Here is a 26,560-nt window from a genome sequence, read left to right on the forward strand (position 1 = left end):
CCGGTCAGTAGTTGATCGTGCCCCGCTGCGTGAACGTGGCGGAGGTGCCGCTCAGGTTGGCCGTGCCGGAGTAGCTGGACGAGCCGGAGGCGCCCTGGTACTTGCCGGTGCCGCCGGTGATCTTCGCGGTGCCGGTGAAGGTGATGCCGCTGCCGCCGAGCTTGGCCTGCGCCTTGACGGTGCCGCGGACCGTGCCGCCCTTGTAGGTGGCGGTGTAGCTGCCGGTGACGCTCAGGCCCTTGCCGATGATGACCGTCTGGCGGACCGTGCCCGTTCCCAGGGCGGTCGAGGTCATCTTGCCGGTGTAGACCGTGGTGTTGCCGCTGCCCGAGACCTTGTGGACGGTCGCGGTCGAGTTGTCGGTGTGGCTGGCGGCCAGGGCGGGGACGGCGGTGACGAGCAGGCCGCCGGCCAAGGTGAGGATGAGGGCGAGACGAGACACGCCCATCAAGCTATCGACCTGCGTCAGTCGCCGACGGTCGCGGCCGCGGGCGCGTCGGACATGCCCGCGCGCTTGCGCCACTGCGCCTCGATCTCCTCGAGCGTCTTGCCGCGCGTCTCGGGGACGAACCGCTGGGTGAAGACCAGGGCGAGCACCCCGAAGCCGGCGAGCATGTAGAACACCGGCGCGCCGCCCCAGGAGGACAGCAGGATCGGGAACAGCAGCGAGATCAGGAAGTTCGCGCCCCACTGGATCGAGTTGCCGATCGAGATCGCCTGGCCGCGGATGAACAGCGGGTAGATCTCGCTGGCCAGCACCCAGAAGCCCCAGCCCCAGCTGACGGCGAAGAAGGCGATGAACGAGAACAGCGACCCGACGGCGACCCAGCGCAGGATGCCGGTGAAGTCGTCGATCGCGAACATCGTGGCCAGCAGGCCCATCGACGCGGTCATGCCGATCATGCCGCCCAGCAGCATCGTGCGGCGGTTGATGCGATCGACGACCATCAACGCGATCACGGTGGCGCTGAAGTTCAGCGCGCCGATCCCGGCGGTGGTGATGATCGAGGTCTCGGTGCCCAGGCCGGCCTGGGCCAGGATCGTCGGGGCGTAGTAGATGATCGTGTTGATGCCGGTGATCTGCTGGAAGATCCCCAGCCCGATGCCCACGAACAGGATCGTCCGCGCGAGCGGGCTGCTGAGCGCGCGCAGGATCGGCTCCTTCACGCGCTGGCGCTCGGCCTGCACCGTGTCGACGATCTCCTGGAACTCGTGCTCGGTGGCCGGGTCGTCGGGATCGCGCACCTCGTCGAGCACGGCATGGGCCTCGGCGTCGCGCCCGCGGGCGACCAGCCACCGGGGGCTCTCGGGCAGCAGCAGCATCCCGAACAGCAGCAGCGTGGCGGGCACGCAGGCCAGCGCGAACACCGCGCGCCATTCGCCGTCGTCGGCGAAGGCCGCGTTGACCAGGTAGGCGAGCAGGATGCCGGCGGTGATCGCCAGCTGGAACAACGCGACCATCGAGCCGCGCGATTTGACCGGCACGATCTCGGCGATGTAGAGCGGGACGACCGTCGAGGCCACGCCGATGCCCAGGCCGATGACGAAGCGCGCGACGACGAGCACGAACAGCGTCGGCGCCGCCGCCGCGAGGACCGCGCCGATGATGAAGACGACCGCCGAGAGGACGATCAGCGCCCGGCGGGAGAAGCGCTCGGTCAAGCCGCTGGACAGCAGGGCGCCGACCAGCGCGCCGAGCGTGACCGCGCTGACCACGACGCCGATCCCGGAGGCGGACACATCGAAGTCCTGCTCGATGAACACCTGGGCCCCGGAGATCATCCCGGTGTCGTAGCCGAACAGCAGGCCGCCCATGCCGGCGATCCCGGCGGCCATCCAGGTGCGTGCCTGGTACGAGGTGTGGTGCCCGTGGGCGGTGATCGGCAACGTGACCCTCCGTGTTGTGGGGCAACGGAAGCCCCCGCGTCGCGACTCTAGACGCTTGATCGGCCACGAGGCCAACTTCTGCGAGGATCGCCGGACCATGCCGACGCAGGCCCGCACCTTCATCGCCGTCCTGGCCACGCTGTTCGCCTACATCGTGGCGTCGTTCCTGGACTGGCAGAGCCTGCTGGACGGCGCGTTCACCGCGACCATGTGGCACGGCGTGGGCGTGGGCGCGGGAATGCTCGCCTTCCTCATCGCCATCGTGCTCGGCCTGCGCGCGTCGGGCCTGCAGCTCGGGCCGGCGCTCCCGCTGCAGCTGCCGACGCTCGCGCTGTCGGCGCTCGTGCTGCTGCTGACGTTCATCCGCTTCCTGGACATCGACGCCGGCCGCACCGCCGTCGCCTGGGCCGGGCTGCTGCTCGCGCTCGCGCTGTTCCTGGCGGCGTACGCCGACGCGGCGGCGCTTCTGCGAATGTTCCGCGCGATGCGCTCGGGCACGCTCCCGGGCACACCCAGTGCCTTCACGCCACCCCCGCAGAGGAGCTCTTCCGACACCATGCCCGGCATCGACGGCGATTGGCAGTGCAAGCTCGACACGCCGATGGGCGAGCAGCAGGTCCTGCTGACGCTCCACACCGACGGAACCGCCCTGTCGGGGCGCTCCAACACCGCGTTCGGGGTCTTCGACTTCGACGGCGGCACGGTCGACGGCAACGACCTGGTCTGGCACATCTCGGCCACCCAGCCGATGCCGATGGAGTTCGACTTCACGGCGTCGGTCGACGGTGACGTGATGACCGGAACGGTGTCCGCCGGGCCGCTCGGTCAGCAGCCGTTCACGGGCGAGAAGGTCGCCTGAGCCGTTCGACCGGCGGTCGGAGCCGGTCGCTCGAAGTCTGTTCAGCGGGTCGGGGAGACGCGCGGGGCGATGTGGCACCTTGAAGGCCATGCGCACCTCCCATCACGGTGACGTGCTGCTGACCGGCGCGACCGGCTTTGTCGGAACCGCGCTGCTGGCCCGGCTCGTCAACGCACCCTTTGAGCGCCGCGTGTGGGCGCTCGTCCGCGCCGACGACGACGCCCAGGCCGCCGAACGGATTCGCGTGGCGCTGGCCCCGCTCGTCGACGACCTCGACGCCGCCTGCGAGCGGGTGGTGGCCGTCGCCGCCGACCTGCAGCAGCCGTGGCTCGGCCTGGACGAGCGCCAGACCGAGGCGATCTCGCGCTGGGTGACCGACGTGATCCACTCGGCCGCGTCGGTGTCGTTCACGCTGCCGTTGGAGGAGGCGCGCGCGATCAACGTGGAGGGCACGCGCCGAGTGCTGGACCTGGCCGCGCGCTGCGCGCAGCACGGCAACGGGCTGCACCGCTACACGCAGGTCTCGACCGCCTACGTCGCAGGCACGCACCGGGGCCGCTTCACCGAGGACGACCACGACGTCGGCCAGGCGTTCAACAACACCTACGAGCAGACGAAGTGGGAGGCCGAGGCGCTGGTGCGCGCGCACGCCGAGCGCCTGCCGGTGCAGATCCTGCGCCCGTCGATCGTGGTCGGGGATCAGGACAGCGGCTGGACCTCGTCGTTCAACGTGATCTACACGCCGCTGCGCGCCTACGCGCGGGGAGCGCTGCCGCTCGTGCCGGCCGTGCGCTCGGCGCCGGTCGACGTGGTCTCGGTCTCCTACGTGGCCGACGCGATCGCCACGCTCGCGTTGAGCGACGCGGGCGAGTGCCGGACCTACCACCTGACCGCCTCGGAGCGGGCCAGCAGCGTGGCCGAGCTGATCGCGCTCAGCGCCCGGCGCATGGGGCGCCCGCCGCTGCGCACGGTGTCGCCCGCGCTGTACCGGCGCGCCGTGCATCCGGTGCTCCTGGCCCGCAGCAGCGGGTCGCGCAAGCGCTGGCTGCAGCGGGCCGACGTGTTCTTCCCGTACTTCGCCGCGCGCGTGCGCTTCGACGCGACGCGGACGCGGGCCGCGCTGGAGCCCACGGGCCTGGTTCCCGCGCCGCTGGCCGCCTACTTCGACGGCTTGATCGACTACGCCGAGCAGGTCGACTGGGGCCGCGCGCCGGCGCCCGAGCCGGCCGAGCGCAGCGGGCGGTTCGCCCGCGTCGTGCGCCCCGCGACGGCCTAGCGGCCCAGCGGCCTACAGGCCGTCGGTCAGCGTCGGGTCGCCGCCGGACTCGGTGGTGTGAATCGAGTGCTCGCGCTGGGCCCGGTCCACGGCGGTGACCACGGCCTCGGGGTCGCCGACGCCGTTGAAGCGGAAGTCCGAGTCGGTCGTGCCGGCGGTGTCGAAGTCGACGTCGCCCACCTTCAGGATGCGCTCGAGGACGCCCTGGTCGGTGTTGACGTTCTGCACGCGCTCGATGCGCGTCTGCTGCACCTTGCGGGCGATGATGCCCTTCTGGATGCGCAGCCGCTGCGTGGTGATCGTGTAGATCGTGAACATCCGGTGGACGAAGCCGACGAGGATCGTGATGCACAGCACGACCACGCCGACGAGGATGGCCAGCGTCCACTCCGCCTGGTCGCCGAACACCGCGGTTCCGCCGCCGACCAGCAGCGTCAGGATGATCGCGATGAGCAGGCCCCGGCCGTACAGCGCCCACGTCGAGCGCCACGACGGGTGGCCGTTGTAGATGATCTCCTCACCGGGATGCATGTCCATGGTGCGCGCGAGTCTACGGTCGCGCTAGGTTGGAGTCCATGACGGGGAGGGTCATTGCGGGGACGTTGATGGCTGGCGTGCTGCTGCTCCCGGCGACCGCGCCGGCCAAGGGACCGCGGCTGAAGACCTTCGCCTCGTGCCCGGCGCTGGTGCAGTACGCCTCGGCGCACGCCCGGGCCGCGATGCCGCTGCCGACCACGACGGTCACGCCGACGATCGGTCCGACCGCCGCGCCGCAGTCCAGCGCGGGCGCGGGCGGCTCGTCGGAGAAGACCGCCGCCACCGACGACGTCTCGCAGACGAACGTCCAGGAGGCGGGCATCGACGAGCCCGACGTCGTCAAGACCGACGGCCAGACGCTGTTCGTCGTCTCGGGGTCCACGCTGTACTCGATCGACGCGCGCGCCGCGACGCCGCGGATCATCGGCGCGGTCGCGCTCCCCGGCAGCGGCGACGAGCTGCTGCTGCACGACGGCCGCGCGCTGGTCATCGGCCAGCAGGTCGTCGAGCCGGTGCGTCCGCTGCCGATCGACGGGCCCAGCCTCGAGCGCATCGCCTACCAGCCGCCGCAGACCGTCCTGGCCAGCGTCGACGTGCGCGATCCCGCGCGCATGGTGGTCGGGCGGACGCTGACCTTCGACGGCAGCCCGGTCACGTCGCGGGCCGACGGCCGGCTGGCCCGCATCGTCGTCAACTCGGCGCCCCGATACGTCATCGATCCGATCTCGATCGACAGCGTCGGCGGCTGGGTCCCGACCGCGACGCTGAGCGGCGCGCAGCCGCGTCAGCTCGTGCGCTGCGGGAACGTGCGCCGGCCCCCGGTCTTCTCGGGCACGGGCCTGACCACCGTGCTCACCGTCGACATCGACGCCGGTCCCGTGCCGATCTCGGCCGCCGCCGTCATGGCCGACGCCGAGACGGTGTACGCCTCGGCCGACAACCTGTACATCGCCACGCAGCGCTGGGACCCCGGCGCGACGGCCGCGACCACGGCGATCCACCGGTTCGCGTTGCGCGGCGACGGCGCCGACTACGCGGCCAGCGGCTCGGTCCCCGGGTCGTTGCTCAGCCAGTGGTCGCTGTCGGAGCAGGGCCAGGTGCTGCGTGTCGCCTCGACCGGCGAGCGCGACTCGACCGTCACGACGCTGAACCCGGCGCTCCAGCCGCTGGGGTCGGTCACCGGCATCGGCCCCGACGAGCGCATCCGCGGGGTGCGCTTCATCGGCGACGTCGGCTATGTCGTGACCTTCCGCCAGACCGACCCGCTCTACACGCTGGACCTGTCGCAGCCGGCCGCGCCCCGGGTGGCCGGGGAGCTGAAGCTGCTGGGCTACTCGGCCTACCTGCACCCGGTGGGCAACGGCCTGCTGCTCGGCGTGGGGCAGGACGCCACCGAGCAGGGACGTCTGCTCGGCGCCCAGGTGTCGCTGTTCGACGTCTCCGATCCCGCCGCGCCCAAGCGGCTGGACGCGCGCTCGCTGGGCGCCGATGCCTGGACGATGGCCGAGAGCGACCACCACGCGTTCCTGTGGTGGCCGGCCACGCGCCTCGTCGTGCTGCCGGTGTCGGACCGCACGTTCAGCGGCTCAGTCGGGCTGAAGATCGGCCAGACCCAGATCGCCGAGGCGGGCCGGGTCAGCGCCACCGCGCCGAGCACGTTCTCGCGGGCGGTCGTGGTCGGCGACCGCCTGCTGCTGATCGATCCGTACGCGGGCGTGCAGTCGGCGGCGCTGGACGGCCTGGCCGCGCAGAGCTGGCTGCCGTTCCCGACCGCCGCGGGGTAGCTACTCCGTCTCGGCCGCGGCGACCGCGGCCGCTTGCGCCTCGTCGACGGTCGTGGGGATCTCCACGCCCGGCGGGAGCTCGGCGTGCACGTCGGAGGAGTGGTCGATCTGCAGCGTGCCGTGCTCGAGCACGCAGTCGAAGACGTGGCCGCCGCGGGCGCGGGCGGCGTCGGCCACGTGCAGGTGGTGGCCGGTGACGTTGAGCGCGCCCGCATCGGCGGGGAAGCGGAAGCCGACCATCGTCGCGTCGCCGTCGGGCAGGTCGAAGACGTGCTGCTCGGCCACGACCTCCCCCAGCGGCCGGTAGGGCTTGTGCTGGGCGGGCACCGAGCGCGCGCGGACCGAGGTGAAGTGGCCGTCGACCCGCACCGCGTGGGCCAGCGTCGCCCCGCCGGGGAGGTGCTCGTCGACCGTGGCCAGCAGCTGCTGGAGCGTCAGCGGCCCGGTCAGCTCGACCGTCACGTCGGCCGCGAACGGCGTGACCACCGCGAACGGGGTGAGCCGGTCGGGGGCGACCGGGTGCAGGCCGCCGTCCACGTCGGCCCGGTAGGCGACGCCGTCGACCACGACGAGCTCGCCGTCGAGCGCGTTCAGCGTGCCCAGGCCGAGGTCGCCGTGCTCGAGCACCTCGCCGATCGTCACGTCGCCCTCGTAGGCGCCGTCGAGCAGCGCGCCGATCGTCGAGATCTGGAAGAGCACGTGCGGCTCGTGCTCGGGGTGCAGCTCGGCGTGGTGCAGGGCGCGCACGTGGAGCGCGTGCAGGAGGCGGTCATCCATGGCGAGCGGACGATAGATAACGTGGCCGCATGGCCTCGCTCTTCACCCGCATCGTCGCCGGAGAGATCCCGGCCCACAAGATCCGCGAGGACGACCGCTTCCTGGCCTTCCTCGACATCCGCCCGATCCGCGCCGGTCACACGCTGGTGATCCCCAAGCAGGAGATCGACGAGCTGTTCGACCTCCCCGACGATCTGCTGGGCGACCTGTTCGTGTTCGCCAAGCCGGTCGCCGCGGCCATCAAGGCCGAGTCGGGCGCCGCTCGCGTGGGCGTCGCCGTGGTCGGTCTCGAGGTCCCGCACGCGCACGTGCACCTCGTGCCGCTGGACGAGATCTACGACATCGACTTCCGCCAGGCCCGCGAGGCCGACCAGGACGACCTGGCCCAGATGGCGCAGGCGCTGCGCGCGCGGATCGCCAGCTAGTGTCCTGATTCGGAAATTCGTGTGCAGCTGGTGGATGCCGGGGCAGACACGATTCCGGCGCCGCCAGATGCGGGCGAATTTTTGAATCAGGACACTAGGACGCGCGCAGCTCGGCGGCCAGCAGCTCGACGCGTCGCTCGTCGTCGATCAGCGGGCAGTTGGAGCAGTTGGGTGGCCGCCCGTCGACCCGGTAGTACAGGCAGCAGCCCTCGCGCAGGTGCATCGTGTGCGCCGGCAGGCCGTCGAGCTCGAAGCGCCGCACCTCGACGCGGGCGCCGGTCAGGCGGGCCAGCGCCAGCGCGTCGTCCTCGCGGTCGGTCGCGCTGCCCGCGCCGGTGAGGGCGCCGACGAGCTGATCGGTCGCGCCGCGCCACAGGGCGCGCCGGCCGCGGCGCGACCAGCCGGCGATGTGTTCGACCAGCGGCCCCAGGTGGTGCTCGCGCAGCGTCTCGGCGTACTGCAGCGCGAGCGCGCGCTCGTCGGCCACCACGACCGCGTCGGCGTGCTCGGCGGCCGAATCGCCGGGCAGGCACCAGAAGCGCCCGGTGCGCAGCGCGATCGGCGCGGGGTCGCTCCACAGGCCGGGGTCGACGGTGACGTTGGCCGCGCCGATGTCGGGCAGCCGCCGCTCCAGGAGCAGCGTCATCGCGGCGGGCGTGGCCACCAGCCAGGCCCAGATCTCCAGCAGCCGGTTGCCCAGGATGTCGCGGCGCGCGGTGTCGTAGGCGGCGGTGGCGATGGCCAGGGCGGAGGCGAACACGTCCGGGTCCCCGACCAGGTCGGCGGGGCTGAGCCACCCGTCGGGCGCCCCGAGCTGGGCTCCGTGCACCCGCCCGTCGATTCGGGCCAAGGTCTCGCCGAGCGGGTGCACCGCCCGTAGGTTAGGCGACCCTAATGCGGGTCGCGTTGGCGGTGCTCGATGCCGCCCATGCGCCGTACGACGAACAGCGCCGCCACCAGCCCGACGACCGGGCCGCCGTACAGCGGCAGGTCGATCAGCACGTGGCCGATGTGGGCGAGGATCACGACGCCACCGGGGCGCCGGTCGGGCGCGGGGCGGCCGGCTCGCGCGTGAAGCGCTCCTCGCCGGAGATCGACGGGGGCGGCGTGCCGTCCTCGGGATCGAGGTTGCGGCGCACGCGCGACAGGCCCCAGCCGAGCGCGGCCGCCATCGACAGCGCGATGGCCAGCACGATCAGGTAGGCGACCAGCCACAGCCAGCCGGCCACGCCGGTCTTGGCCTCGCGCTGGAGGATGTGGCGGTCCAGCGAGAACGTGCGCTCGAAGCTGGCCCGGGCCGGGACCTCCGCGGCGGGGATCGCCGGGTCGTTGGGCAGGAACACGGGCAGGCCGTCGATCGAGCCCGGTCGGTGCAGGCGCAGCAGGCTCTTCCACTCGCCCGAGACGGGCATCGGCTTCGTCGTCTGCCACACGCCGGGCGCGGTCTCACGCAACGGGGCGATGACCGAGCCGCCGCCCTGCCAGGAGGTCTGCATGAACCACAGCGCGCCGTCGGCGGCGTCGCCCGGTTGCAGCCGGACCGTGGCCTGCACGGTGCGGTCGGGCGCGGGCGTCAGCTCGCGCAGGGTGACCGAGGCGCGCACGTCGCTGCCGGTGGTGACGGGCAACGTCCAGGCGATCGCCGCCAGCAGCACGGCGAACGCGACCGTGGCCGAGCGCCCCGCGCGGCCGGGCAGCGGCACCTGCGGCGTGACCGCGGCGCCGATCCAGCCGCCGACCAGGCCGGCGGCGACGCCGGTCACGACGGCCAGCAGGAACCCGCGGCCCATCAGCTCGACCGGCCAGGCGACGGGCATGAACACGTGGGTCCAGCCCCACTCCGACAGCGTGCCCAGCGTGCCGATGCCCAGGCCGGCGACGGCGCCGAGCAGCAGCGGGCGCTCGCGGCCCAGCCACAGCGCGACGGCCTCGACGACGAGCGCCTCGACCACGTACAGGGGGAAGTGGGGCATCGTCTGGCCGAGGACGGGGCCGACGAGCAGGGCCAGCAGGCCGCGCATGACCAGGAAGGAGAGGACGGCCAGCAGCGCGCCGCCGCGGCCCAGGTGGATGCGGGCCACGACGAGCGCGATGCCCGAGGCGAGCGCCAGCAGCAGCGGCTGGAAGGCCAGCGCGAACTGCGGCACGCCGAAGTCGAACTCGGCCTGGAAGGTGGACAGCGCGACGAGCAGGCCGCCGGCCAGCAGGCCGGTGCGCACCCAGTGCATGCGGCGCTGGACGGGCGTCACCTCGCGGCGGCGACCGTCGCGGCGGGTGGCGGCGACGCCCTCGGCGCTGAGCACGAGCGCGGCGATCGTGGCCAGCGACGCGCCGCCGATCAGCATCAGGTGGGTCGGCCCCCACAGCGTCACGTCCTGGCCGAACAGGCGATGCCAGACGTCGTCGAGCGGGAAGCCGGTGAGCGCGAAGGCCGCGCAGAAGAACAGCAGCACGCCGCCCACGGGCGCGTACCAGCCGGGAGCGATCTTGACCGCCGTCGGGCCGGTGCGCTCGAGCGGGAGCGCGATTGCCGCGACCGAGGCGAACAGCACCCCGAACAGGCCGAGAAGGATCAGGTAGTGCGCGGGGTTGGCCAACGGGCCGGGGTCGCGGCCGTTGTCGATGTGCAGCGAGATGTCCCAGTACATGCCGACCAGCGCGACGATCAGCGAGACGCCGGTGATCGCCGACGGCACGACCGCCCACCCGGGCAGGCCGGTGAGCCGCTCGCCGTAGGCGCCCAGGCGCCCGATCCAGGCGATCCGGCCGCTGCGATGGCCCACCGCGAGGGCGAGCATGGCGATCGTCAGCAGGGTCGCGACGGCGGACGCGATGAAGACCTGGTCGAGCGCGGCACCGCCCGCGGGAGCGGCGGCCGCCAACAGGGAGCGGGACATGGATCTATGTTACACCGATTGATGGTACATATAACCCCCGATACTGTGACGTGCGTCTCATGACGGATCCGGCCGAGCAGGAGCTGACGATCGACGAGCTGGCGCGCCGCAGCGGCGTGACCGTGCGCAACATCCGCGCCCACCAGTCGCGCGGGCTGCTGCCCCCGCCCGTCGTGCGCGCCCGCACGGGCTACTACGGGCCCGAGCACCTCGCGCGCCTCGAGCTGATCCGCGAGATGCAGGCCGAGGGCTTCAACCTCAAGGCGATCGAGCGGCTGCTGGCGCAGACCACGGGCGCGGGCACCGAGCTGCTCGGCTTCACGCGCAGCGTGCTGTCGCCCTTCGCCGACGAGGAGCCCGAGTACGTCGACGCCGCCGAGCTGGCCCGCCGCTTCGGCATCGACGATCCCAAGCTGCTGCGCCGGGCCGAGAAGCTGCGCCTGATCGTCTCGGTGGGCGACGACCGCTACGAGGTGCCCAGCCCCGCGCTGCTGCGCGCGGGTGAGGAGGTCGTCTCGCTCGGCGTGCCGATCGGCCACGCGCTCGCCGTGCTCGAGCAGGTCACGCGCAGCTCGCAGTCGGTGGCCGACGCCTTCATCCGCCTGTTCCGCGAGGACATCCTCGGGCAGATCGAGTCCGGTCACGACCCCGAGGGCTGGGCCCGCGCCGCCGCCGCGGTCGAACGCCTGCGCCCGCTGGCCGGCGAGGCGCTGCTGGCCACCTTCCAGCAGGTGATGACCAAGGCCGTCGAGAAGGCGCTGGGCGAAGAGCTGACCAAGCGCTCGAGCGGGCGGTAGGTCACGACCGCCACCGCCGGCCGGCGCTGGTGGCCCGCGTTCGCCCTGCTGGCGATCGCGTTCAACCTGCGGGTGGCGCTGACCTCGGTCGGGCCGGTGCTCGACGACCTGCGCGCCGACCTGGGCCTGTCGCATGTGGGCGCGGGCGTGCTCACCACCCTGCCGCTGCTGTGCTTCGCGGCCGCGGGTGCCGCGGTCCCCTGGCTGGCCCGGCGCGTGGGCGTCGAGCTGGCGCTGCTGGGCGGCATGGTCGCGCTGGTCGCCGGGGCCGGGCTGCGCATCGTCCCCGAGCTGGCGCCGCTGTTCCTGGGCACCTTCGTGCTGGGCGCGGGCATCGCGGTGGCCAACGTCCTGATGCCGGTGATGATCAAGCGCGAGTGGGCGCGGCCCGGGGCGCTGCTGGGCGGCTACGCGAGCGTGATGGTCGGCGGTGCGGCGCTGGCCGCCGGGCTGGCGGTGCCGCTGGAGCGCGCGCTGGGTTCCTGGCAGGCCTCGCTGGCCGTGTGGGCGCTGCCCGCGGCGGTCGCGGCGATCGCCTGGCTGCCGATCGCCCGGACCGCGCGCCGCCGGCGTGCGGCATCCGACGCGGTCGAGGCGCCCGAGCCGATCCAGATGCGCGGCGACCGCGTGGCCTGGTCGCTGACCGCGCTGTTCGCCGCGCAGTCCGTGCTCTTCTACGCCGCGGTCGCCTGGCTGGCCGAGCTGTTGCGCGATGGCGGCCTGAGCGACGGGCGGGCCGGGGCGATGGTGGCCATCTTCCTCGTGGTCGGCATCCCGTTGTCGCTGGTCACGCCGCTGCTGGCCGCGCGGGTGCCGGACCAGCGCCCGATGGTCGTGGTGGTGGGCGCGCTGTGGGCGATCGGCTTCGCCGGCCTGCTGCTGTCGCGGACGGCGCTGACGCCGCTGTGGATGGTCGTGCTCGGCATCGCCCAGGGCGGCAGCTTCTCGCTGTCGATGACGCTCGTCGTGCTGCGCGCGCCCGACGGGCCACGGGCGACCGCCCTGGCGGGCATGGTGCAGGGCATCGGCTATGTCGCCGCGGCGGCCAGCCCGCTGGCGATGGGCGCGCTGCACGACGCCACCAACGGGTGGAACACCGTCCTGTGGGTGCTGATCGCCGTCGCGGTGCTGCTGGTCGGGCTGGGGCTGCGCGCGGCCGCGCCCGGTCTCGTGCACGGGCGGAAGCGCGGCGCGGTCCGGTCATACTGAGGGTTTCGTGACGCGTCGCAAGCTCCCGCGCACAGTCCTCCTGCTCGTCGTCACGGCGATCTCGCTGTACCTCGTCTTCCCCAGCCTGCTTCAGGTGCTGTCGGCGTGGCCGCGCCTGACCCACCTGGAGCCGGTGTGGTTCGTGGCCATGCTGATCGCCGAGTCGGCCAGCTTCGTGTGCCTGTGGATCCTCCAGCGCCTGGCCGTGCGCACCCACGACATGTTCGCGATCGCCACCTCGCAGGTGGCCGGCAACGCGTTCGGGCGGATCGTGCCGGGCGGCGGCGCCGCGGCCGGCGCGCTGCAGTACCGCATGCTGGTGCAGTCCGGCGTGCCTGGCGCCGCCGCCGCGTCGGGGCTGACCGCCTCGTCGCTGCTGGTCTTCGCGGTCCTGCTGGCGCTGCCGGTGTTCGCGATCCCCGCCGTGCTGCGCGGGGTCGTGTCGACCGACAACGAGCTGGTGCGGGCGGCGCTGATCGGCCTCGTCGTGTTCGCGGCCATGTTCGCCGTGGGCGCCGCGCTGATCACCATGAACGGCCCGCTGTGCCAGCTGGCCGGCTTCGTCCAGCGCGTGCGCAACCGCCTGTGGCACAAGCGCACGCCGATGACCGACCTGCCCGACCGCGTGCTGGCCGAGCGCGACCTGATCCTCGAGGTGCTGGGCCGCAACTGGTGGGAGGCGCTGCTGGCCACGATCGGCCGCTGGTTCTTCGACTACCTGGCGCTGCTGGCCGCGCTGGCCGCCGTCGGCGCCTCGCCCCGGCCGACGCTCGTGCTGCTGGCCTTCGTCTCCGCCCAGGTGCTGGCCCAGATCCCGCTGACGCCCGGCGGGCTGGGCTTCGTCGAGGCCGGGTTGACCGGCACGCTGGCGCTGGCCGGCGTCCACGGCGGCGCGGCGGTGCTGGCCGCGCTGGCCTACCGCTTGGCCTCCTACTGGCTGCCGTTGCCCGCCGGCCTGGTCGGCTGGTTCCTGCACCGGCGCCGCTACGGCGAGAGCGACGAGGAGGAAGCGCTACTGCAATCGGCCACGGCGGGGTCTAGGGTTGCGCGCGCAGGGGCACACCCAACCGCCCACGAGAGGCAGGCGTGAAACGCAACATCGATGTCGGCACCGTCGTCGACAAGGTCTTCAAGACGTACCAGAAGTACTTCGTGGTGCTGATCAGCATCGCGGCGATCCTGTTCCTGATCAACGCCGCGTTCAGCCTGGCCGGGCGCGACAGCGTGTGGCTGTCGCTGATCGGGACGGTCATCAGCATCATCGTCAGCCAGCTCTACACGGGCGTCGTCGTCGAGGTGGTCAACGACACGCGTGACGGCGAGCTGGACGCGTCGATGGGTGGGTTGTTCCGGCAGGTCACCCCGGTGCTGCTGACGTTGGTCCTGGCCTCGATCCTCGCGGGCATCGCGATCGGCATCGGCCTCGTGCTGTGCATCATCCCGGGCGTGATCCTGCTGACGCTGTGGGCCGTGCTGGCCCCGGCGATCGTCGTGGAGCGGCGCGGGGTGTTCGACGCGATGAGCCGCAGCTGGGACCTGGTCAAGCCGAACTTCTGGCAGACGCTGGGCGTGATCGTGGTCTTCTGGATCGTCACGCTGGTGATCGGTGGGCTCGCCGCGCTCCTGGTCAGCGGGGGTGGAACGATCGTCGCGGTCCTCGTCTCGTGGATCGTCAGCTTCCTGCTGGCGCCGCTGACCGCGCTGGCCTCGGCGATCCTGTTCTTCGAGCTGCGCGCCGTCGAGGGCACCGAGCCCGCGCCGGTCGTCGCCCCCGAGGCACCCGCCGTCTAGGTCAACTGACGATCGTGCTGTGGTGGACGAGCGTCCACGACCACAGCACGGCAACGGTGGTCACGCCGCCCGCGACCAGCCATCGGGTCGCGGGCAGGCGGAGCCCCGCGCCCGGCCGCCGGCTGACCAGCAGGCCGGCCAGGCCGAGCCCGGCCAGCCCGAGCAGGACGGCGACCATCACGGCGTTGTAGGAGCCGAAGCCCGCGTCCAGGTGGCTGGCCAGCACGACCGCCCGCGTCGACCCGCACAACGGGCACGGAAGGCCGGTCGCCTCGCGGAACGGACAGGGCAGCGAGACCGCGTCCAGATGACCGCCGCTGACCTGCAGGTTGGCGCCGATCAGGAAGGGCAGGAGGCCGACCACCAGGAGGCCGATGCTCGCCGAGCGGCTCAGCCGGTTGCGGTGCGCGAGGTGCGGCATCGGCGACGGTCGCAGTCTACGAAGTGTGCGATAACTCGCCGATGTCGTCGGAACCGCCTGACCCGTTCGGAACGTCCGGCAGCCCGCCGAGCGCCGCCTTCGGCTCGCCCGCCGGCGCCTCGGCCGCGCCGACCGGCGGCCAGTCCGGGTTCGCCATCGCCGCGCTCGTGCTCGGGGTCATCGGCCTGCTGACCACCTGGTGCCTGGTCGGCGTCGTGCCCGCGATCCTGGGCATCGTCTTCGGGGTGCTCGGCCGCAACGAGACGGCCGGCCCCTTCCCGGAGAAGACCGGCCGCGGCATGGCCACCGCCGGTCTGGTCTGCGGCATCGTCGGCATCGCCCTGCTCGCGGTGCTGATCATCATCGGCGCGGCCGTCGGCGATGACTGACGGCAGCGGCTCGCTGACCCGGCGCGCGCTCGTCGGGCGCGCCGCGGCCGGCGGCGCCGCGTTGCTGATCCCCGGGTTCGTGCTGGCCGGCCAGGCGGGTGCGCGGCCGAGCCCGGCGCTGCAGTCGCTGCGCCGGCAGCTGAAGGGGCCGATGCTGCTGCCGTCCAACTCGGCCGCGTTCGTGTTCAACTCGCGCTACGCGGGCGCCAAGCCGCTGGCCGTCGTGCAGGCGGCCAACGCCGCCGACGTGCAGGCCTGCGTGCGCTGGGCCGCGCGCCACGACGTGCCGATCCGCGCCCGTTCGGGCGGCCACTCCTACGCGGGCTACTGCACCGTCCAGGGCGGGCTGGTCGTCGACCTGCGCCGTTTCGACTCGGTCTCGCTGAGCGGCTCGACGGTGACCGCCGGCGCGGGCACGAACCTGATCGACCTGTACGCGGCCCTGTCGCGGCGCGGCGCCACCGTTCCCGGCGGCACGTGCCCGACCGTCGGCCTCGGCGGACTGGCGCTGGGCGGCGGCATGGGGCTGGCCGGCCGGGCCTTCGGGATGACCTGCGACAACATCCGCGCGGTGCAGATCGTCACCGCCGACGGTCAGGTGCGCACGGCCGACGCCACCTCCAACCCGGGCTTGTTCTGGGCCTGCAAGGGCGGGGGCGGCGGCAACTTCGGGATCGTCACGCGCCTGCAGCTGCGCGCCCATCGCGTCTCCAGCGCGAGCTGGTTTCGCATCACCTACCCGTGGTCGCAGGCCAGCGAGGCGTTGGCCGCCTGGCAGAAGCTGGCCCCGCACGCGCCCGGCGCGCTGACCGCCCTGTTCACGCTGGCCGCCGGCCGCTCGGCCTCCTGTCAGGGGCAGCTGCTGGGCTCACAGGCGCAGCTGCGCAAGCTGATCGGCCCGCTGCTGCAGGTCAGCGGCGCCTCGCTGAGCATCGGCACGCTGGGCTACCTGGCCATGATGCAGCGCTGGGCCGGCTGCTCGGGCGAGACCGTCGACGAGTGCGATCGCTTCTCGCCCCAGCCGTTCGATGCCGGCTCGGACTACTTCGCCAAGCCGCTGTCCGCGCGCGGCCGGGCCGCGGCGATCGGCGCCGTGCAGCGCGGCGGCGGCACCCTGCTGTTCGACGCCTACGGCGGGGCGATCAACCGCGTCGCGCCCGACGCCACCGCCTTCGTCCATCGCCGCCAGCTGTTCGCGATCCAGTACTACGCCCCCGGCAGCTCGACCTCATGGGTGCAGACGACCCGCCGGGCGATGGCGCCGTACGCCTCGGGGCAGTGCTACCAGAACTACATCGACCCGCAGCTGGGCGGCTGGCAGCAGGCCTACTACGGGCAGAACTGGCCGCGGCTGCAGGCGGTCAAGGCGCGCTACGACCCCCACCAGGTGTTCCGCTTCGCGCAGGGCATCACGCCGTAGCGGCCACGAGCGCGTCGGCCTCGATCTCCACGCCGCGGGCCATCACCTCGAGGTCGGTGACGATCGCCGGGTCGGCGCAGAAGCCGAAGCCGAGCGTGCCGGCCATCGACACGACGGCGACGCGCAGCGCGTGACGCTCGCCGATCTCGGCGATCGAGTGCAGCGCGCGCACGGGCGCGCCCAGGATCGACACCGCCTGGCGTGGGCCCGGGACGTTGGAGACGTTGACGGCGAACCGGCGGGGGCTGCCCTGGATCTGACGGGCCAGCTCGCGCAGGCGCGGGGACATCCGCCCCAGCTCGTTGAGCAGGTCGTCCATCGTCTCGGCGTCGTGGTCGTCCTTGCGCTGGCGCGTGGCCTCGTGGACGAGCATCAGCCGCGTCAGCGGATCGGACTCGTTGAGCGGCAGCGCGACGCTGAAGAACGAGTCGCGGTTGAGCGCGTCGTCGCCCTCGCGGTGCAGGCTGACCGGCACGCGCACGCGCACCTCGCCCAGGCGACCGTGGTGGGCCAGCACCCAGCGGCGCAGCGCGCCCGCGACGACCGACAGCACCGCGTCGTTGAGCGTCGCGCCGCAGTGGCCCTTGGCCGCGTCGTGCAACGGCGCCAGCGGGATGGCCGCGAACGAGATCGCCCGTTGTGTGCCGATGCGCCCGTCGAACGGCGAGCGTTGATGCGAGCGGGCGAACTCGCGGCGCAGGAAGCCGGCCAGGTGCTGGCGGCGGCGCTCGTCGTCGGCCTGTTGGGCCGGGTTGGACGGGTGCGCGGCCGGCGCGCTGGCCGGATCGGCGCCGACGGCGTCCCACAGGACGTCGCGGGCGAAGCGCATCGCGGTCGTGCCGTCGGCCAGGGCGTGGTGGATGCGCCACACGATCGCCGCGCCGTCGTCGGCGGTGGGCACGAGCTCCATGTGCCACAGCGGCCGGTCGCGGTCCAGGCGCTGCTCGAAGCGGCGTGCGACCTCGGCGGTCAGCGCCGCGTCGTCGACCGGCGCGTCCAGCGCGGCCGCCGTCACGTGGCGGTCGATGTCGAAGTCGGGATCGACCACCCACGCGGGCGCGGCGTCGTCGCCGTTCAGGCGCCAGGTCAGCTGCGGGACGTTGGGCAGGCGCGCGGCGATCGACGCGCGCAGCGCCGTGATGTCAGGCGCACCGGTGCCGACCGAGATGACCTTGCACGTGTGCCCGGCGACCGTCGGTCCTTCGACCTTCAGGATCGTGCGGTCCTCGGGTCCGAGGGGGATCGCCGCCTCCATCGGTGGCGACGCTACAGGACGGCGGCGATCGCGTCGGCGAAGCGCTCGGGCGCTCCGTCGGCGTAGCCGACGAACAGGGACGGCTCGGTCAGCTCGAGCTCGATGATCACCGGGGCGTCGCCGAACGGGAGCAGGTCGACGCGCGCGTACAGCGGCGTCCCGAAGCGATCGAGCACGTAGGCCATGACCCGGTCGCCCAGCGCCCGCTCGGCGGCGGACGGCTCGCGGGCCGAGATCTCCTCGGCGTAGAACAGCTCGGGGTCCTTGACCTCGCCGGGGGTGAGCATCGGACCCTTGCGGATGGCGTGGGAGAAGGCGCCGTTGAAGTACAGCAGGGCGGTCTCGCCGGCCGTGTCGACCTCGCTCAGGTAGGGCTGGACCATCGCGGTCTTGTCCTTGGCGTGCAGCCGGCCGATGTGCTCGGCGACGGCGGCCGGGGTGACGCGCACGGTGTCCTGCGAGCCCGCCGAGACCGTCGGCTTGACGACGAGCTCGGCGGCGTCGGCCGCTTCGACGACCCGACTCTGGCCGGGCGCGACGAACACCGTCGGCACGATCGGCAGACCGGCGGCATCCAGCTCCTGCAGGTAGCGCTTGTCGGTGTTCCAGGCGATCACGTCGGCGGCGTTGGCCAGCCGCGGCACCGACTCGGCCCAGGAGACGAACGCGTCGCGACGCAGGATGTAGTCCCACGGGTTGCGCACGACGGTCAGGTCGAACGCGGCCCAGTCAGCGGCCGGGTCGTCCCAGATCACCGGGACGGCTTCGATGCCCCGCTGGGCCAGCGGCGCGACGACCAGGCGATCGTCCGGATCGAGGTCGGGCAGGTCCGCGCAGGTCGCCAGCGCGATCCGCGGCACTTACGGGTTCGGGTGCTCGCGCTCGTACTGCAGGTTGTCCTGGCGCTCGCCGCCCACCTGCGCGGCGATGAACACGACGAGGACATTGACCAGGACGGGCAGGCCGACGAGGAAGACGATGACCAGGCCGAAGGTCATCAGGAAGGCTTGGCTGGCGGCGAACATGCGCGGGGGAGAATACCGGGCCGGCCCGTCAGCTGTTCCGTGACACCTCGATGAGGATCTCGATGATCAGGAAGCCGCCCCACACGATCAGCGAGGAGATGCCCAGCCAGAAGCCCGCCGAGGCGCTGTCCTTCCCGCCCAGCGGGGTCGGGCTGGCGTCGATCTCGGCCCGCGCCTTGCGCGACAGGATGATCGCCGGGATCGACAGGACGATCGGGCAGATGATCCAGCTGATGATCCCCAGCACCAGCGATGCGGTCGCGCCCGCGGCGGCCGGCAGCTTGTAGCCGGGATCGGGCGGCGGCCAGGTGGAGGCGTGGCCCGCGGTGGTGGCGGGGTCGCGGACCGGCGGCCAGGTCGATGTGGGGGCCGGGCCGGCCGGCGACGGCTGCGACTGCGGGGGCGGAGGCGGGGGCGGCGCGACCGGGTCGGCGGCGGGCATCTCCGGCGGGACGAAGCCGCCGTGGGTGGGCGCGGGCACGGGCGCGGACTGCGGGCGGGGCGGCGTCGACGGCGCCGTGGGCGGGGTCGACGGCGGCTGGAACCCGCCGCCACCGAAGGCGTCGGCCCCGGATGAGGGGGCGTCGCCACCGAAGGCGCGCTCGGCATCCCGGTTCGTGTCGTCTCCGCTCATCGGCGCGATTGAAGCAGGTTGCGCGACACTTGCCCGATGACCGACGCGCTTCCCGAGCTCTGGTTGGCCCGCCACGGCGACACCGCGTGGACGGTGTCGCGCCAGCACACCGGCAGCACCGACATCAAGCTCAACGCCGACGGCGAGGCGGCGGCCCGGGCGCTGCAGCCCAAGCTCGAGGGCGTCGCGTTCGACATCGTGCGCTCCAGCCCGCTGAGCCGCGCGCTCGACACCGCGCACCTGGCCGGGTTCGATCCGCAGCCCGACGACCGCCTGCGCGAGTTCGACTACGGCGAGTACGAGGGGATCACCACCGCGCAGATCCACGAGACCCGGCCCGACTGGGACCTGTGGCGCGACGGCTGCCCCGGCGGCGAGTCCGCCGCCGACGTGGGCGCCCGGATGGACAGCCTGATCGCCGACCTCAAGGCGCAGTCACCGCAGCGGATCCTGCTGTTCGGCCACGGGCACGCGCTGCGCATCCTCACCGCGCGCTGGCTGTCGCTGGATCCCGCCGAGGGGCGGCGCTTCCTGTTCGCCCCGGCCGGCGTGAGCGTGCTCGGCAGCGAGCACGGTCAGGCCGCCGTGGCGAAATGGAACCTGTGAGTCGCTGACCTAGCGCTGGCCGACGCCGCGGACGATCGCGGTGCGGCTGAGGATCTTGGAGCGGTTGCCGGCCGTGTCGGTCGCCTGGCCGCGCAGCGTCAGCTTCGTCCCGCGCTGGGCCCGGGCCAGGACCTTCTTGGCGCCGGAGTTCAGCTTCAGGTTCAGCGCGGTCGTCTTGTTGGCCCGCAGCGTCTTGGTCACCGATGCGTACTGCGCGCCCTTGGTCAGGCGCAGCGTCAGCCGGCAGGCCTCGGTGCAGCGGGCGACGACGCGCAGGCCCTTCTTGCGCGCGTTGACCGAGCTGGTCGAGTAGCTCACGCGCAGGCTCAGGCCGGGCGCGACGGTGTCGGCCCTGCTGGCCGCGCCGTTCGTCGCGGTCGAGGTGGTGGTGGGCTTCGCCGTCGTGGTGGTCGTGGTCGTCGTCGGCCGGGCGGTGCCGGTCGTCGCCGTGCCGGTCGTGCCGGCGGGCGTCGTCGGCGTCGGCGTCGCGGCGGCCGGGATCAACAGCCCGGTGGCCGTGTCGATCACGCCCAGCAGTTGGCCGGCCGCGTCGAACACCTGGCCGAGCGGGTCCACGGTCGAGTCGGGCGGCACGGGGACCGGGACCGGCAGGGCGGGGAGCGCCGGCAGCGCGGGCAGCCCGGGATCGGCGGGCAGTGGCAGTGGCAGCGGCAGCGGGGGCAGCGGGGCCTGAGCGCCGGCGGCCGCAGGCAGGGCCGCCGAACAGGCGACGGCCACGGCGGCGATCCCGATCAGCTTGTGCATCCTTCTCCTCCAGAGGGCGCGGCAGGGGTGGTTCGGCGCTCCGAATACCCCGGCGTCTCTGTTGCCATGCGCACCCGGGGGCTACCGTGCAACGCCGTGAGCGCGTGGATCGCCGAGCAGGCCGAGGAGATCGCTGCGCGGGCCGAGCGCGAGCTCGAGGCGCTCGTCGCGGTGTCGTCGCCGTCGGGGGACGTGCACGGCGCCGAGGAGTGCATCAGCGTCGTGGGCGCGCTGCTGCCGTCCGCCGCCGCCACCGAGCGCGTCACCTGCTCGTCGCCCGACCACGCCGACGACCTGATCGTCCGGCTCCCGGGCACCGGCACGCGGCGCATCCTGCTGCTCGGGCACCTCGACACGGTGGTCTCCCACGAGGAGCATCGGCCGCTGCTGCGCGAGCAGGACCGGCTGATCGGCTCGGGCACCGTCGACATGAAGGGCGGCGACGTCCTGGCGCTCGGCGTCCTGCGGGCGCTGGCGGGGCGGCGGTCCGAGTTCGCCGAGATCACGCTGCTGCTGGTCTGCGACGAGGAGTGGCGCAGCGCGCCGTTCGTGCACATCGACCGCTTCGCCGGCTGGGACGCCTGCCTGTGCTTCGAGGCGGGCCAGCTGACGCCGGAGGGCCAGGACGCCGTCGTCGTGCGCCGCAAGGCCGCGGGGACGCTGCTCGTGCGCGCGACGGGTGCGTCGGCGCACTCCGGCTCGGCCCCGGAGCGCGGGCGCAACGCGCTGCTGGCCCTGGCCGCCGCGGCGCAGCACGTGGCCGACGCGCACGATCCCGGCGGCGCCGATCGCCTGACCGCGGTGCCGACGGTGCTGCACTCCGGCGACGCGTTCAACGTCGTGCCCAGCGGCGGCGAGCTCTACTGCGACCTGCGCGCCGATCGCACCGAGGCCTTCCACGCGGTGCTCGCCTCGCTGCCCACCGAGGTCGGCGGCGCCGAGCTGCACGCCGAGTTCGAGCGCATCTGGCCGGCGATGGACGCGCGCGACGCCACCGTCGGGCTGCTCGCCTCCGCGGGCGAGCGGCTGGGCCGGCCGATCATCGCCGCCTCCCGGGGCGGCGCGTCCGACGCGTCGCACTTCGCCCCGGTGATCCCGCTCACCGTCGACGGGCTCGGCCCGCGCGGCGGCGGCGCCCACGCCCCGCACGAGTTCGTGCTGCGCGCGTCGTTGAAGTCGCGAGCGCAGGTGGCGCTGGCGATGGTCGACGCGCTGCTGGCCTGACCGCGTCGGGGAGCGCGATCGCTCGCGTGCCGTCGCTGCCCGTCGGAGCCGCCCCGCGCCCGGCTAGGACGCCAGCAGCTCGCCGTGCCCGCCGTGCACCAGCGCGGCGTAGCGGCGGTCCAGCGCCATCAGCTCCTCGTGCGTCCCGCGTTCGACGATCTCGCCCGCGTCGAGCACGACGATCTGGTCGGCGTGGCGGACGGTGGAGAGGCGGTGGGCGATGGCGATCGTCGTGCGGCCGGCGGAGAGATCGTCGAGGGCCTCCTGGACGAAGCGCTCGGTCTCGGTGTCCAGCGCCGAGGTGGCCTCGTCGAGCACGAGCACCGGCGGGTTGCGCAGGACGGTGCGGGCGATCGCGATGCGCTGCTTCTCGCCGCCGCTGAAGCGGTAGCCGCGCTCGCCGACCACGGTGTCGTAGCCGTCGGGCAGGCCGGCGATCAGGTCGTGGATGCGGGCGGCCTTGGCCGCGGCGACGAGCTCCTCGTCGGTCGCCTCGGGCCGGGCGAAGCGCAGGTTGTCGCCGATCGAGGCGTGGAAGAGGTACGTGTCCTGGGACACCAGCCCGACGGTGGCGGCCAGCGACTCCTGCGTCGCGTCGCGGACGTCGACGCCGTCGATCGCCACCGAGCCGCGCTCGACGTCGTACAGGCGGGAGACGAGGTAGCCCATCGTCGTCTTGCCCGCGCCCGTCTCGCCCACGATGGCCAGCGTCGTCCCGGGGTCGACGTCGATCGACACGCCGGCCAGGGTCCAGGGCGCGTCCTCGCCGTAGCGGAACCACACGTCGTCGAAGCTCACGCGCCCGCCGCGGCCGTGCAGCTCGCGCGCGCCCGGCTGGATGTCCACGGGCAGATCGAGGTACTCGAAGATGCGATCGAACAGCGCCAGCGAGCTCTGCACGTCGACGCCGACCGACAGCAGCGACCCGATCGGGGAGAGCAGCCGGGTCTGCAGCGTGGTGAAGGCCACCACGGTGCCGATCGACACCGCGTCGGGGGACAGGCCGGCGAACAGGTAGATCAGGGCCGGCATCGCGGTGAACGAGATCTGGATTGTCGCCATCACCCAGCGACCGGCCATGCGCGAACGCACCTCGAGGTCGGCCAGGTTGCGCGACTCGCCGTCGAAGCGCTCGGCCAGCGCCCCGGTGCGGCCCATGGTCTTGCCCAGCAGGATGCCCGAGACCGACAGCGACTCCTCGATCAGCGTCGAGATGTCGGCCATCGACTCCTGGCGGCGGCGGGTGATCTTGCGCCGCTCGGCGCCGACCCGCCGCGACAGCCACACGAACAGCGGCAGCACGACGAGCGAGAAGCCGGCCAGCAGGGGATCGAGCAGGAACATCGCCACGATCGTGGCCAGCACCGTGGTGACGTTGGAGACGATCGAGGTGGCCGTCGAGGTGACGACCGACTGCACGCCGCCGATGTCGTTGGCGATGCGCGACTGCACCTCGCCCGTGCGGGTGCGCGTGAAGAAGGCGAGCGGCAGCCGCTGCAGATGGCGATAGACCTGGGTGCGCAGGTCGTGCATGACGGCCTGGCCGACCTGGGTCGACAACCACGTCTGCGCGACGCCGAGCGCGCCGGTGACCACGGCGATGGCGATCATTCCGCCGACCAACCAGGCCAGCAGCGTGGTGTCGCGGTCGGGGAGCGCCGTGTCGAGGATCGCGCGCAGGAGGAACGGCGAGACCATCGAAATCCCTGCAGACAGCACGATCAGCCCGAGAACGGCCGACAGGCGGCCGCGATAGGGGCGGAACAATCGCGCGATTCTCACAGGAGGCAGTCTAGCTAATAGTTGAACGGCTCAACTATTACGGGAAACAGACAGCGGGAGGGTTCGCTACAGTTCCCGCCGTCGAATGACCAAAGCCGAATGCCCGTCGTTTCCGCCGACGGGCAGCGGGGGAACCACTTGGCCGCCAATAGCGGCCCGGGGCGAATCACCGGCCGAGAGCCGGAGTAGCGCTGCTCTTTCTGCGCGAGCCCGTCAGCTAACCCCGCAGGCACTGGAAAGAGATAGGGGATCCCAGTAGTGCCTGACATACGACTTCCCGCGGTAGCCGTGTTCCTAACCACGGCTGCCGTGGCCGCTATACCGGCAACCGCATCGGCGTACACGTTCGGAGCGCGCACGCTCAAGCAGGGCATGTCGGGTAGCGACGTCAAGGTGGCGCAGAAGCTGTTGCGCCAGACCGGCGAGAGCCTCACCCCCGACGGTCAGTTCGGCCCGGCCACCAAGCGGGCCGTGTTGAGCTTCGAGCAGACCGCCGGCCTGACGCCCAACGGGCGGCTGGAGCCGACCGAGGCGCCCACGCTGCAGCAGGCCGCCGTCGACGGCGCCTCCGCGCGCCAGACCGATGCGGCGACCGACCCGACGACGGGCGCGGCCACGCCGACGTCGACGACGACGCCCACCACCACGGGCACGACGACGACGACCACGACGCCCGCCACCACGACCACGATGGGCGGCGCGACCACCCAGACGCCGGTCGGCATCCCGGGCGAGACCGCGATCCTCAACGCCGACGGCACCGCCACGGCGCCGGCCAGCGCCCCGCCCGCGGTCCAGGCGATCATCGCCGCCGGCAACGAGATCGCCTCCAAGCCGTACAAGTACGGCGGCGGTCACACGCTGAAGTGGAAGGACACCGGCTACGACTGCTCGGGCTCGGTCTCCTACGCGCTCCACGGCGCCGACCTGCTCGACTCGCCGCTGCCCTCGGGCAACTTCGAGACCTGGGGCGACGCCGGGCCCGGCCAGTGGGTCACCCTGTACGCCCGCGGCGACCACATGTACATGATCGTCGCCGGCCTGCGGTTCGACACCTCGGGCGCCAAGCCGTCGCGCTGGCAGACCGCCAAGCGCTCCAGCTCGGGCTTCACGGTCCGCCACCCCACGGGGCTCTAACCCCGCGTCGACATCTCGGTAGGTTGGGGCCCGGTGCGTCGCCGGGTCCCGATCACCGCAGTCCTGCGCGCCACCCGGGCGCCGATGCGCCCGGGCCACCTGACGCTGCGGTGATCGTCCTCTACGACGCCGACTGCGGCTTCTGCCGGTTCAGCGTCGCCCGCCTGCTGGCCTGGGACCGCCACCGACGCCTGCGGCCGGTGGCGATCCAGTCGCCCGAGGGGCAGGCGCTGCTGGAGCGCGGCGGCGTCCCCGCGCCCGAGCGCCTGCGCTCGGCGCACGTGGTCGACGACGCCGGGGTCGTGCACTCCGGGGGCGCCGCCACCGCGGTGATCGCGCGCGCGCTGCCCGCGGGCGCGCCGGTGGCCTGGCTGGCCGAGGCGCTGCCCGGCCCGGTCGACCGCGGCTATCGCTGGGTGGCCGACCACCGCACGGCGATCAGCCGCTGGGTGCCGTCGCGCTGGAAGCGCGCGGCCGCCGATCAGATCGCCCGTCGCGCCTGACGCGGTGCGTCGGGCCCGCCCGCGCGGGGTAGGTTCTCAGGAAGCCTGAGAGAGAGGAGAGGGCATGGGGTCCACCAACGGGTCCGTGGCGCCCGGCACGTTCGCGCTGCCGGAGTGGCCGCAGGACGCCTGGTACGCCGCCGCGTACGACGTCGAGCTCAAGCACGAGCTGCTGCCTCGGCGCATCGCGGGGCGCAACCTCGTGCTCTACCGGCGCACCGACGGGTCGCCGGTGGCGCTGGAGAACGCGTGCTGGCATCGCCTGCTGCCCCTGTCGGAGGGGCACCTCGAGGACGACGACGTCGTGTGCGGCTACCACGGCCTGATGTACAACGGCGAGGGCCGCTGCGTGTTCATGCCCTCCCAGGAGACGATCAACCCGGCCGCGCGCGTGCGCAGCTATCCGATCGTCGAGCGCCACCGCTTCGTGTGGGTGTGGACCGGGGACCCCGCGGCCGCCGATCCCGACCGCGTGCCCGACCTGCACTGGAACGACGATCCCGAGTGGGCGGGCGACGGCGCGCTGATCCACGTCGACTGCAGCTACAAGCTCGTGGTCGACAACCTCATGGACCTGACCCACGAGACGTTCGTGCACGGGTCGAGCATCGGCCACCGGTCGGTCGCCGAGGTGCCCTTCGAGGTCACCCACGGCCCGCGCTCGGTGACCGTGACGCGCTGGATGATCGACGTGCCGGCACCGCCGTTCTGGGCGATGCAGCTGGGGTGGAAGCTGGGGCACGCGCCGGAGGGCAACGTCGACCGCTGGCAGATCGTCCACTACGAGCCGCCCAGCACGATCGCCATCGACGTCGGGGTCGCCCCGACCGGCACCGGCGCGCCGGAGGGCGACCGCTCCCAGGGCGTCAACGGGTTCGTGCTCAACACGATGACCCCGGAGAACGCGGGCAGCTGCCACTACTTCTGGGCGTTCGCGCGCAACTACAGCCTCGAGGACCAGCGCATCACCACGCTGCTGCGCGACGGCGTCGCGGGCGTCTTCGGCGAGGACGAGATCGTGCTCAACGCCCAGCAGCGGGCGATCGACGCCAACCCGGAGAAGCAGTTCTACAACCTGAACATCGACAGCGGCGCGATGTGGGCGCGGCGGCTGATCGACGAGCTGGTGGCCGCCGAGCGCGGCGACGACGCGCGCTACG

Annotated in this window: 28 protein-coding genes, 1 pseudogene and 1 riboswitch; of the genes and pseudogenes, 15 read left to right on the plus strand and 14 right to left on the minus strand. The window is 72.9% G+C overall.

The genetic code is table 11. The annotated features are described in order from the left end of the window. Positions 1 to 4: 4 nt before the first annotated feature. Positions 5 to 442 carry a hypothetical protein gene (locus ACZ5UI_RS25830; RefSeq protein ID WP_464192606.1) on the minus strand — a complete coding sequence of 146 codons (438 nt, stop codon included), beginning with the start codon at positions 440 to 442 and terminating at the stop codon, positions 5 to 7. Positions 443 to 465: 23 nt separating this feature from the next. Next, positions 466 to 1,887, minus strand: a complete 1,422-nt coding sequence (locus ACZ5UI_RS25835) for a sugar porter family MFS transporter (RefSeq protein ID WP_464192609.1) — start codon at positions 1,885 to 1,887, stop codon at positions 466 to 468. A 97-nt stretch (positions 1,888 to 1,984) separates the two neighbouring features. On the opposite strand from ACZ5UI_RS25835, the gene ACZ5UI_RS25840 reads away from it, so the two are divergent. Together ACZ5UI_RS25840 and ACZ5UI_RS25845 are read left to right on the plus strand one after the other, a co-directional pair. Further along, positions 1,985 to 2,746 carry a hypothetical protein gene (locus tag ACZ5UI_RS25840; protein WP_464192611.1) on the plus strand — a complete coding sequence of 254 codons (762 nt, stop codon included), beginning with the start codon at positions 1,985 to 1,987 and terminating at the stop codon, positions 2,744 to 2,746. Positions 2,747 to 2,834: 88 nt separating this feature from the next. Continuing rightward, a complete protein-coding gene (locus ACZ5UI_RS25845; RefSeq protein ID WP_464192614.1) occupies positions 2,835 to 4,022 on the plus strand; it encodes an SDR family oxidoreductase in 1,188 nt (395 codons plus the stop codon). 12 nt (positions 4,023 to 4,034) lie between these two features. Here the strand turns inward: ACZ5UI_RS25845 and ACZ5UI_RS25850 are convergent, their stop codons facing one another. Beyond that, positions 4,035 to 4,559, minus strand: a complete 525-nt coding sequence (locus ACZ5UI_RS25850; RefSeq protein ID WP_464192616.1) for a PH domain-containing protein — start codon at positions 4,557 to 4,559, stop codon at positions 4,035 to 4,037. A gap of 77 nt (positions 4,560 to 4,636) precedes the next feature. Between ACZ5UI_RS25850 and ACZ5UI_RS25855 the strand changes: the two genes are divergently transcribed. Next, positions 4,637 to 6,343: a beta-propeller domain-containing protein gene (locus tag ACZ5UI_RS25855; protein WP_464192618.1), complete on the plus strand. Its 1,707-nt coding sequence runs from the start codon at positions 4,637 to 4,639 to the stop codon at positions 6,341 to 6,343. Here ACZ5UI_RS25855 and budA read toward each other — a convergent pair whose 3' ends face one another. Beyond that, positions 6,344 to 7,120 (minus strand): acetolactate decarboxylase, encoded by a 777-nt coding sequence (gene budA, locus ACZ5UI_RS25860; RefSeq protein ID WP_464192621.1) that lies wholly within the window; start codon positions 7,118 to 7,120, stop codon positions 6,344 to 6,346. 29 nt (positions 7,121 to 7,149) lie between these two features. On the opposite strand from budA, the gene ACZ5UI_RS25865 reads away from it, so the two are divergent. Next, positions 7,150 to 7,545 carry an HIT family protein gene (locus ACZ5UI_RS25865; protein ID WP_464192623.1) on the plus strand — a complete coding sequence of 132 codons (396 nt, stop codon included), beginning with the start codon at positions 7,150 to 7,152 and terminating at the stop codon, positions 7,543 to 7,545. Positions 7,546 to 7,639: 94 nt separating this feature from the next. Here ACZ5UI_RS25865 and ACZ5UI_RS25870 read toward each other — a convergent pair whose 3' ends face one another. The 3 genes from ACZ5UI_RS25870 to ACZ5UI_RS25880 are packed head-to-tail and all read right to left on the minus strand — an operon-like array spanning position 7,640 to position 10,442. Further along, a complete protein-coding gene (locus ACZ5UI_RS25870; RefSeq protein ID WP_464192626.1) occupies positions 7,640 to 8,416 on the minus strand; it encodes a (2Fe-2S)-binding protein in 777 nt (258 codons plus the stop codon). 20 nt (positions 8,417 to 8,436) lie between these two features. Further along, on the minus strand, positions 8,437 to 8,571 hold the full coding sequence (locus ACZ5UI_RS25875; protein WP_464192628.1) for a hypothetical protein: 135 nt from the start codon (positions 8,569 to 8,571) through the stop codon (positions 8,437 to 8,439). Then, on the minus strand, positions 8,568 to 10,442 hold the full coding sequence (locus ACZ5UI_RS25880; RefSeq protein ID WP_464192631.1) for a hypothetical protein: 1,875 nt from the start codon (positions 10,440 to 10,442) through the stop codon (positions 8,568 to 8,570). Before ACZ5UI_RS25880 ends, ACZ5UI_RS25875 begins: the two co-directional genes overlap by 4 nt. Before the next feature lie 59 nt (positions 10,443 to 10,501). Here ACZ5UI_RS25880 and ACZ5UI_RS25885 point away from each other — a divergent pair, with 59 nt between their 5' ends. The 4 genes from ACZ5UI_RS25885 to ACZ5UI_RS25900 all read left to right on the plus strand — a co-directional run bounded on the left by ACZ5UI_RS25885 (position 10,502) and on the right by ACZ5UI_RS25900 (position 14,239). Continuing rightward, positions 10,502 to 11,239 carry a MerR family transcriptional regulator gene (locus tag ACZ5UI_RS25885; RefSeq protein ID WP_464192633.1) on the plus strand — a complete coding sequence of 246 codons (738 nt, stop codon included), beginning with the start codon at positions 10,502 to 10,504 and terminating at the stop codon, positions 11,237 to 11,239. A 72-nt stretch (positions 11,240 to 11,311) separates the two neighbouring features. Next, positions 11,312 to 12,448 (plus strand): MFS transporter, encoded by a 1,137-nt coding sequence (locus ACZ5UI_RS25890; RefSeq protein WP_464192636.1) that lies wholly within the window; start codon positions 11,312 to 11,314, stop codon positions 12,446 to 12,448. Positions 12,449 to 12,455: 7 nt separating this feature from the next. Then, positions 12,456 to 13,538, plus strand: coding sequence for a lysylphosphatidylglycerol synthase transmembrane domain-containing protein (locus tag ACZ5UI_RS25895; protein WP_464192638.1), 1,083 nt, complete (start codon positions 12,456 to 12,458; stop codon positions 13,536 to 13,538). Continuing rightward, positions 13,535 to 14,239: a hypothetical protein gene (locus ACZ5UI_RS25900; protein ID WP_464192640.1), complete on the plus strand. Its 705-nt coding sequence runs from the start codon at positions 13,535 to 13,537 to the stop codon at positions 14,237 to 14,239. Before ACZ5UI_RS25895 ends, ACZ5UI_RS25900 begins: the two co-directional genes overlap by 4 nt. Position 14,240: 1 nt before the next feature. Here ACZ5UI_RS25900 and ACZ5UI_RS25905 read toward each other — a convergent pair whose 3' ends face one another. Next, on the minus strand, positions 14,241 to 14,660 hold the full coding sequence (locus ACZ5UI_RS25905; protein ID WP_464192643.1) for a DUF2752 domain-containing protein: 420 nt from the start codon (positions 14,658 to 14,660) through the stop codon (positions 14,241 to 14,243). 41 nt (positions 14,661 to 14,701) lie between these two features. Between ACZ5UI_RS25905 and ACZ5UI_RS25910 the strand changes: the two genes are divergently transcribed. Both ACZ5UI_RS25910 and ACZ5UI_RS25915 read left to right on the plus strand, forming a co-directional pair. Continuing rightward, positions 14,702 to 15,049 carry a DUF4190 domain-containing protein gene (locus tag ACZ5UI_RS25910; RefSeq protein ID WP_464192645.1) on the plus strand — a complete coding sequence of 116 codons (348 nt, stop codon included), beginning with the start codon at positions 14,702 to 14,704 and terminating at the stop codon, positions 15,047 to 15,049. After that, on the plus strand, positions 15,042 to 16,469 hold the full coding sequence (locus ACZ5UI_RS25915; protein WP_464192647.1) for an FAD-binding oxidoreductase: 1,428 nt from the start codon (positions 15,042 to 15,044) through the stop codon (positions 16,467 to 16,469). The genes ACZ5UI_RS25910 and ACZ5UI_RS25915 overlap by 8 nt, the downstream gene beginning before the upstream one ends. On the opposite strand, the gene ACZ5UI_RS25920 is transcribed toward ACZ5UI_RS25915, so the two are convergent. The 4 genes from ACZ5UI_RS25920 to ACZ5UI_RS25935 are packed head-to-tail and all read right to left on the minus strand — an operon-like array spanning position 16,459 to position 19,383. Continuing rightward, on the minus strand, positions 16,459 to 17,724 hold the full coding sequence (locus ACZ5UI_RS25920) for a wax ester/triacylglycerol synthase domain-containing protein (protein ID WP_464192650.1): 1,266 nt from the start codon (positions 17,722 to 17,724) through the stop codon (positions 16,459 to 16,461). The two genes, ACZ5UI_RS25915 and ACZ5UI_RS25920, sit on opposite strands and share 11 nt — an antisense overlap. A gap of 11 nt (positions 17,725 to 17,735) precedes the next feature. After that, positions 17,736 to 18,584: an ATP-grasp domain-containing protein gene (locus ACZ5UI_RS25925; protein ID WP_464192652.1), complete on the minus strand. Its 849-nt coding sequence runs from the start codon at positions 18,582 to 18,584 to the stop codon at positions 17,736 to 17,738. Next, entirely contained in the window at positions 18,585 to 18,749 is a 165-nt protein-coding gene (locus tag ACZ5UI_RS25930) for a hypothetical protein (RefSeq protein ID WP_464192654.1), read from the minus strand. 28 nt (positions 18,750 to 18,777) lie between these two features. After that, positions 18,778 to 19,383 carry a DUF4190 domain-containing protein gene (locus ACZ5UI_RS25935; protein WP_464192656.1) on the minus strand — a complete coding sequence of 202 codons (606 nt, stop codon included), beginning with the start codon at positions 19,381 to 19,383 and terminating at the stop codon, positions 18,778 to 18,780. 36 nt (positions 19,384 to 19,419) lie between these two features. On the opposite strand from ACZ5UI_RS25935, the gene ACZ5UI_RS25940 reads away from it, so the two are divergent. Next, on the plus strand, positions 19,420 to 19,989 hold the full coding sequence (locus ACZ5UI_RS25940) for a histidine phosphatase family protein (protein ID WP_464192659.1): 570 nt from the start codon (positions 19,420 to 19,422) through the stop codon (positions 19,987 to 19,989). A gap of 9 nt (positions 19,990 to 19,998) precedes the next feature. Here ACZ5UI_RS25940 and ACZ5UI_RS25945 read toward each other — a convergent pair whose 3' ends face one another. Further along, positions 19,999 to 20,754: a hypothetical protein gene (locus tag ACZ5UI_RS25945; protein ID WP_464192661.1), complete on the minus strand. Its 756-nt coding sequence runs from the start codon at positions 20,752 to 20,754 to the stop codon at positions 19,999 to 20,001. 96 nt (positions 20,755 to 20,850) lie between these two features. On the opposite strand from ACZ5UI_RS25945, the gene ACZ5UI_RS25950 reads away from it, so the two are divergent. After that, positions 20,851 to 21,978 carry a M20/M25/M40 family metallo-hydrolase gene (locus ACZ5UI_RS25950; RefSeq protein ID WP_464192663.1) on the plus strand — a complete coding sequence of 376 codons (1,128 nt, stop codon included), beginning with the start codon at positions 20,851 to 20,853 and terminating at the stop codon, positions 21,976 to 21,978. Positions 21,979 to 22,041: 63 nt separating this feature from the next. On the opposite strand, the gene ACZ5UI_RS25955 is transcribed toward ACZ5UI_RS25950, so the two are convergent. After that, positions 22,042 to 23,745, minus strand: a complete 1,704-nt coding sequence (locus tag ACZ5UI_RS25955; protein ID WP_464192666.1) for an ABC transporter ATP-binding protein — start codon at positions 23,743 to 23,745, stop codon at positions 22,042 to 22,044. Positions 23,746 to 23,843: 98 nt separating this feature from the next. Continuing rightward, a riboswitch (cyclic di-AMP (ydaO/yuaA leader) is annotated at positions 23,844 to 24,007 on the plus strand. 125 nt (positions 24,008 to 24,132) lie between these two features. Between ACZ5UI_RS25955 and ACZ5UI_RS25960 the strand changes: the two genes are divergently transcribed. The 3 genes and pseudogenes from ACZ5UI_RS25960 to ACZ5UI_RS25970 all read left to right on the plus strand — a co-directional run. Beyond that, entirely contained in the window at positions 24,133 to 24,897 is a 765-nt protein-coding gene (locus tag ACZ5UI_RS25960) for a peptidoglycan-binding domain-containing protein (protein WP_464192668.1), read from the plus strand. Between the two features lie 110 nt (positions 24,898 to 25,007). Then, positions 25,008 to 25,400 (plus strand): thiol-disulfide oxidoreductase DCC family protein, encoded by a 393-nt coding sequence (locus ACZ5UI_RS25965; RefSeq protein ID WP_464192670.1) that lies wholly within the window; start codon positions 25,008 to 25,010, stop codon positions 25,398 to 25,400. 64 nt (positions 25,401 to 25,464) lie between these two features. Next, positions 25,465 to 26,541 (plus strand): annotated as a pseudogene (locus ACZ5UI_RS25970) (aromatic ring-hydroxylating dioxygenase subunit alpha); the annotation flags it as partial. Positions 26,542 to 26,560: the final 19 nt, after the last annotated feature.

It is taken from the genome of Conexibacter sp. JCM 18997 (assembly GCF_055391915.1).

Bases quoted from the DNA above. Each gene is read 5' to 3' on its own strand.
- ACZ5UI_RS25840 (WP_464192611.1), top strand. From the start codon at position 1,985: ATGCCGACGCAGGCCCGCACCTTCATCGCCGTCCTGGCCACGCTGTTC.
- ACZ5UI_RS25845 (WP_464192614.1), top strand. From the start codon at position 2,835: ATGCGCACCTCCCATCACGGTGACGTGCTGCTGACCGGCGCGACCGGC.
- ACZ5UI_RS25850 (WP_464192616.1), bottom strand. From the start codon at position 4,559: ATGGACATGCATCCCGGTGAGGAGATCATCTACAACGGCCACCCGTCG.
- budA (WP_464192621.1), bottom strand. From the start codon at position 7,120: ATGGATGACCGCCTCCTGCACGCGCTCCACGTGCGCGCCCTGCACCAC.
- ACZ5UI_RS25865 (WP_464192623.1), top strand. From the start codon at position 7,150: ATGGCCTCGCTCTTCACCCGCATCGTCGCCGGAGAGATCCCGGCCCAC.
- ACZ5UI_RS25880 (WP_464192631.1), bottom strand. From the start codon at position 10,442: ATGTCCCGCTCCCTGTTGGCGGCCGCCGCTCCCGCGGGCGGTGCCGCG.
- ACZ5UI_RS25885 (WP_464192633.1), top strand. From the start codon at position 10,502: ATGACGGATCCGGCCGAGCAGGAGCTGACGATCGACGAGCTGGCGCGC.
- ACZ5UI_RS25905 (WP_464192643.1), bottom strand. From the start codon at position 14,660: ATGCCGCACCTCGCGCACCGCAACCGGCTGAGCCGCTCGGCGAGCATC.
- ACZ5UI_RS25910 (WP_464192645.1), top strand. From the start codon at position 14,702: ATGTCGTCGGAACCGCCTGACCCGTTCGGAACGTCCGGCAGCCCGCCG.
- ACZ5UI_RS25915 (WP_464192647.1), top strand. From the start codon at position 15,042: ATGACTGACGGCAGCGGCTCGCTGACCCGGCGCGCGCTCGTCGGGCGC.
- ACZ5UI_RS25920 (WP_464192650.1), bottom strand. From the start codon at position 17,724: ATGGAGGCGGCGATCCCCCTCGGACCCGAGGACCGCACGATCCTGAAG.
- ACZ5UI_RS25930 (WP_464192654.1), bottom strand. From the start codon at position 18,749: ATGTTCGCCGCCAGCCAAGCCTTCCTGATGACCTTCGGCCTGGTCATC.
- ACZ5UI_RS25935 (WP_464192656.1), bottom strand. From the start codon at position 19,383: ATGAGCGGAGACGACACGAACCGGGATGCCGAGCGCGCCTTCGGTGGC.
- ACZ5UI_RS25940 (WP_464192659.1), top strand. From the start codon at position 19,420: ATGACCGACGCGCTTCCCGAGCTCTGGTTGGCCCGCCACGGCGACACC.
- ACZ5UI_RS25945 (WP_464192661.1), bottom strand. From the start codon at position 20,754: ATGCACAAGCTGATCGGGATCGCCGCCGTGGCCGTCGCCTGTTCGGCG.
- ACZ5UI_RS25960 (WP_464192668.1), top strand. From the start codon at position 24,133: ATGTCGGGTAGCGACGTCAAGGTGGCGCAGAAGCTGTTGCGCCAGACC.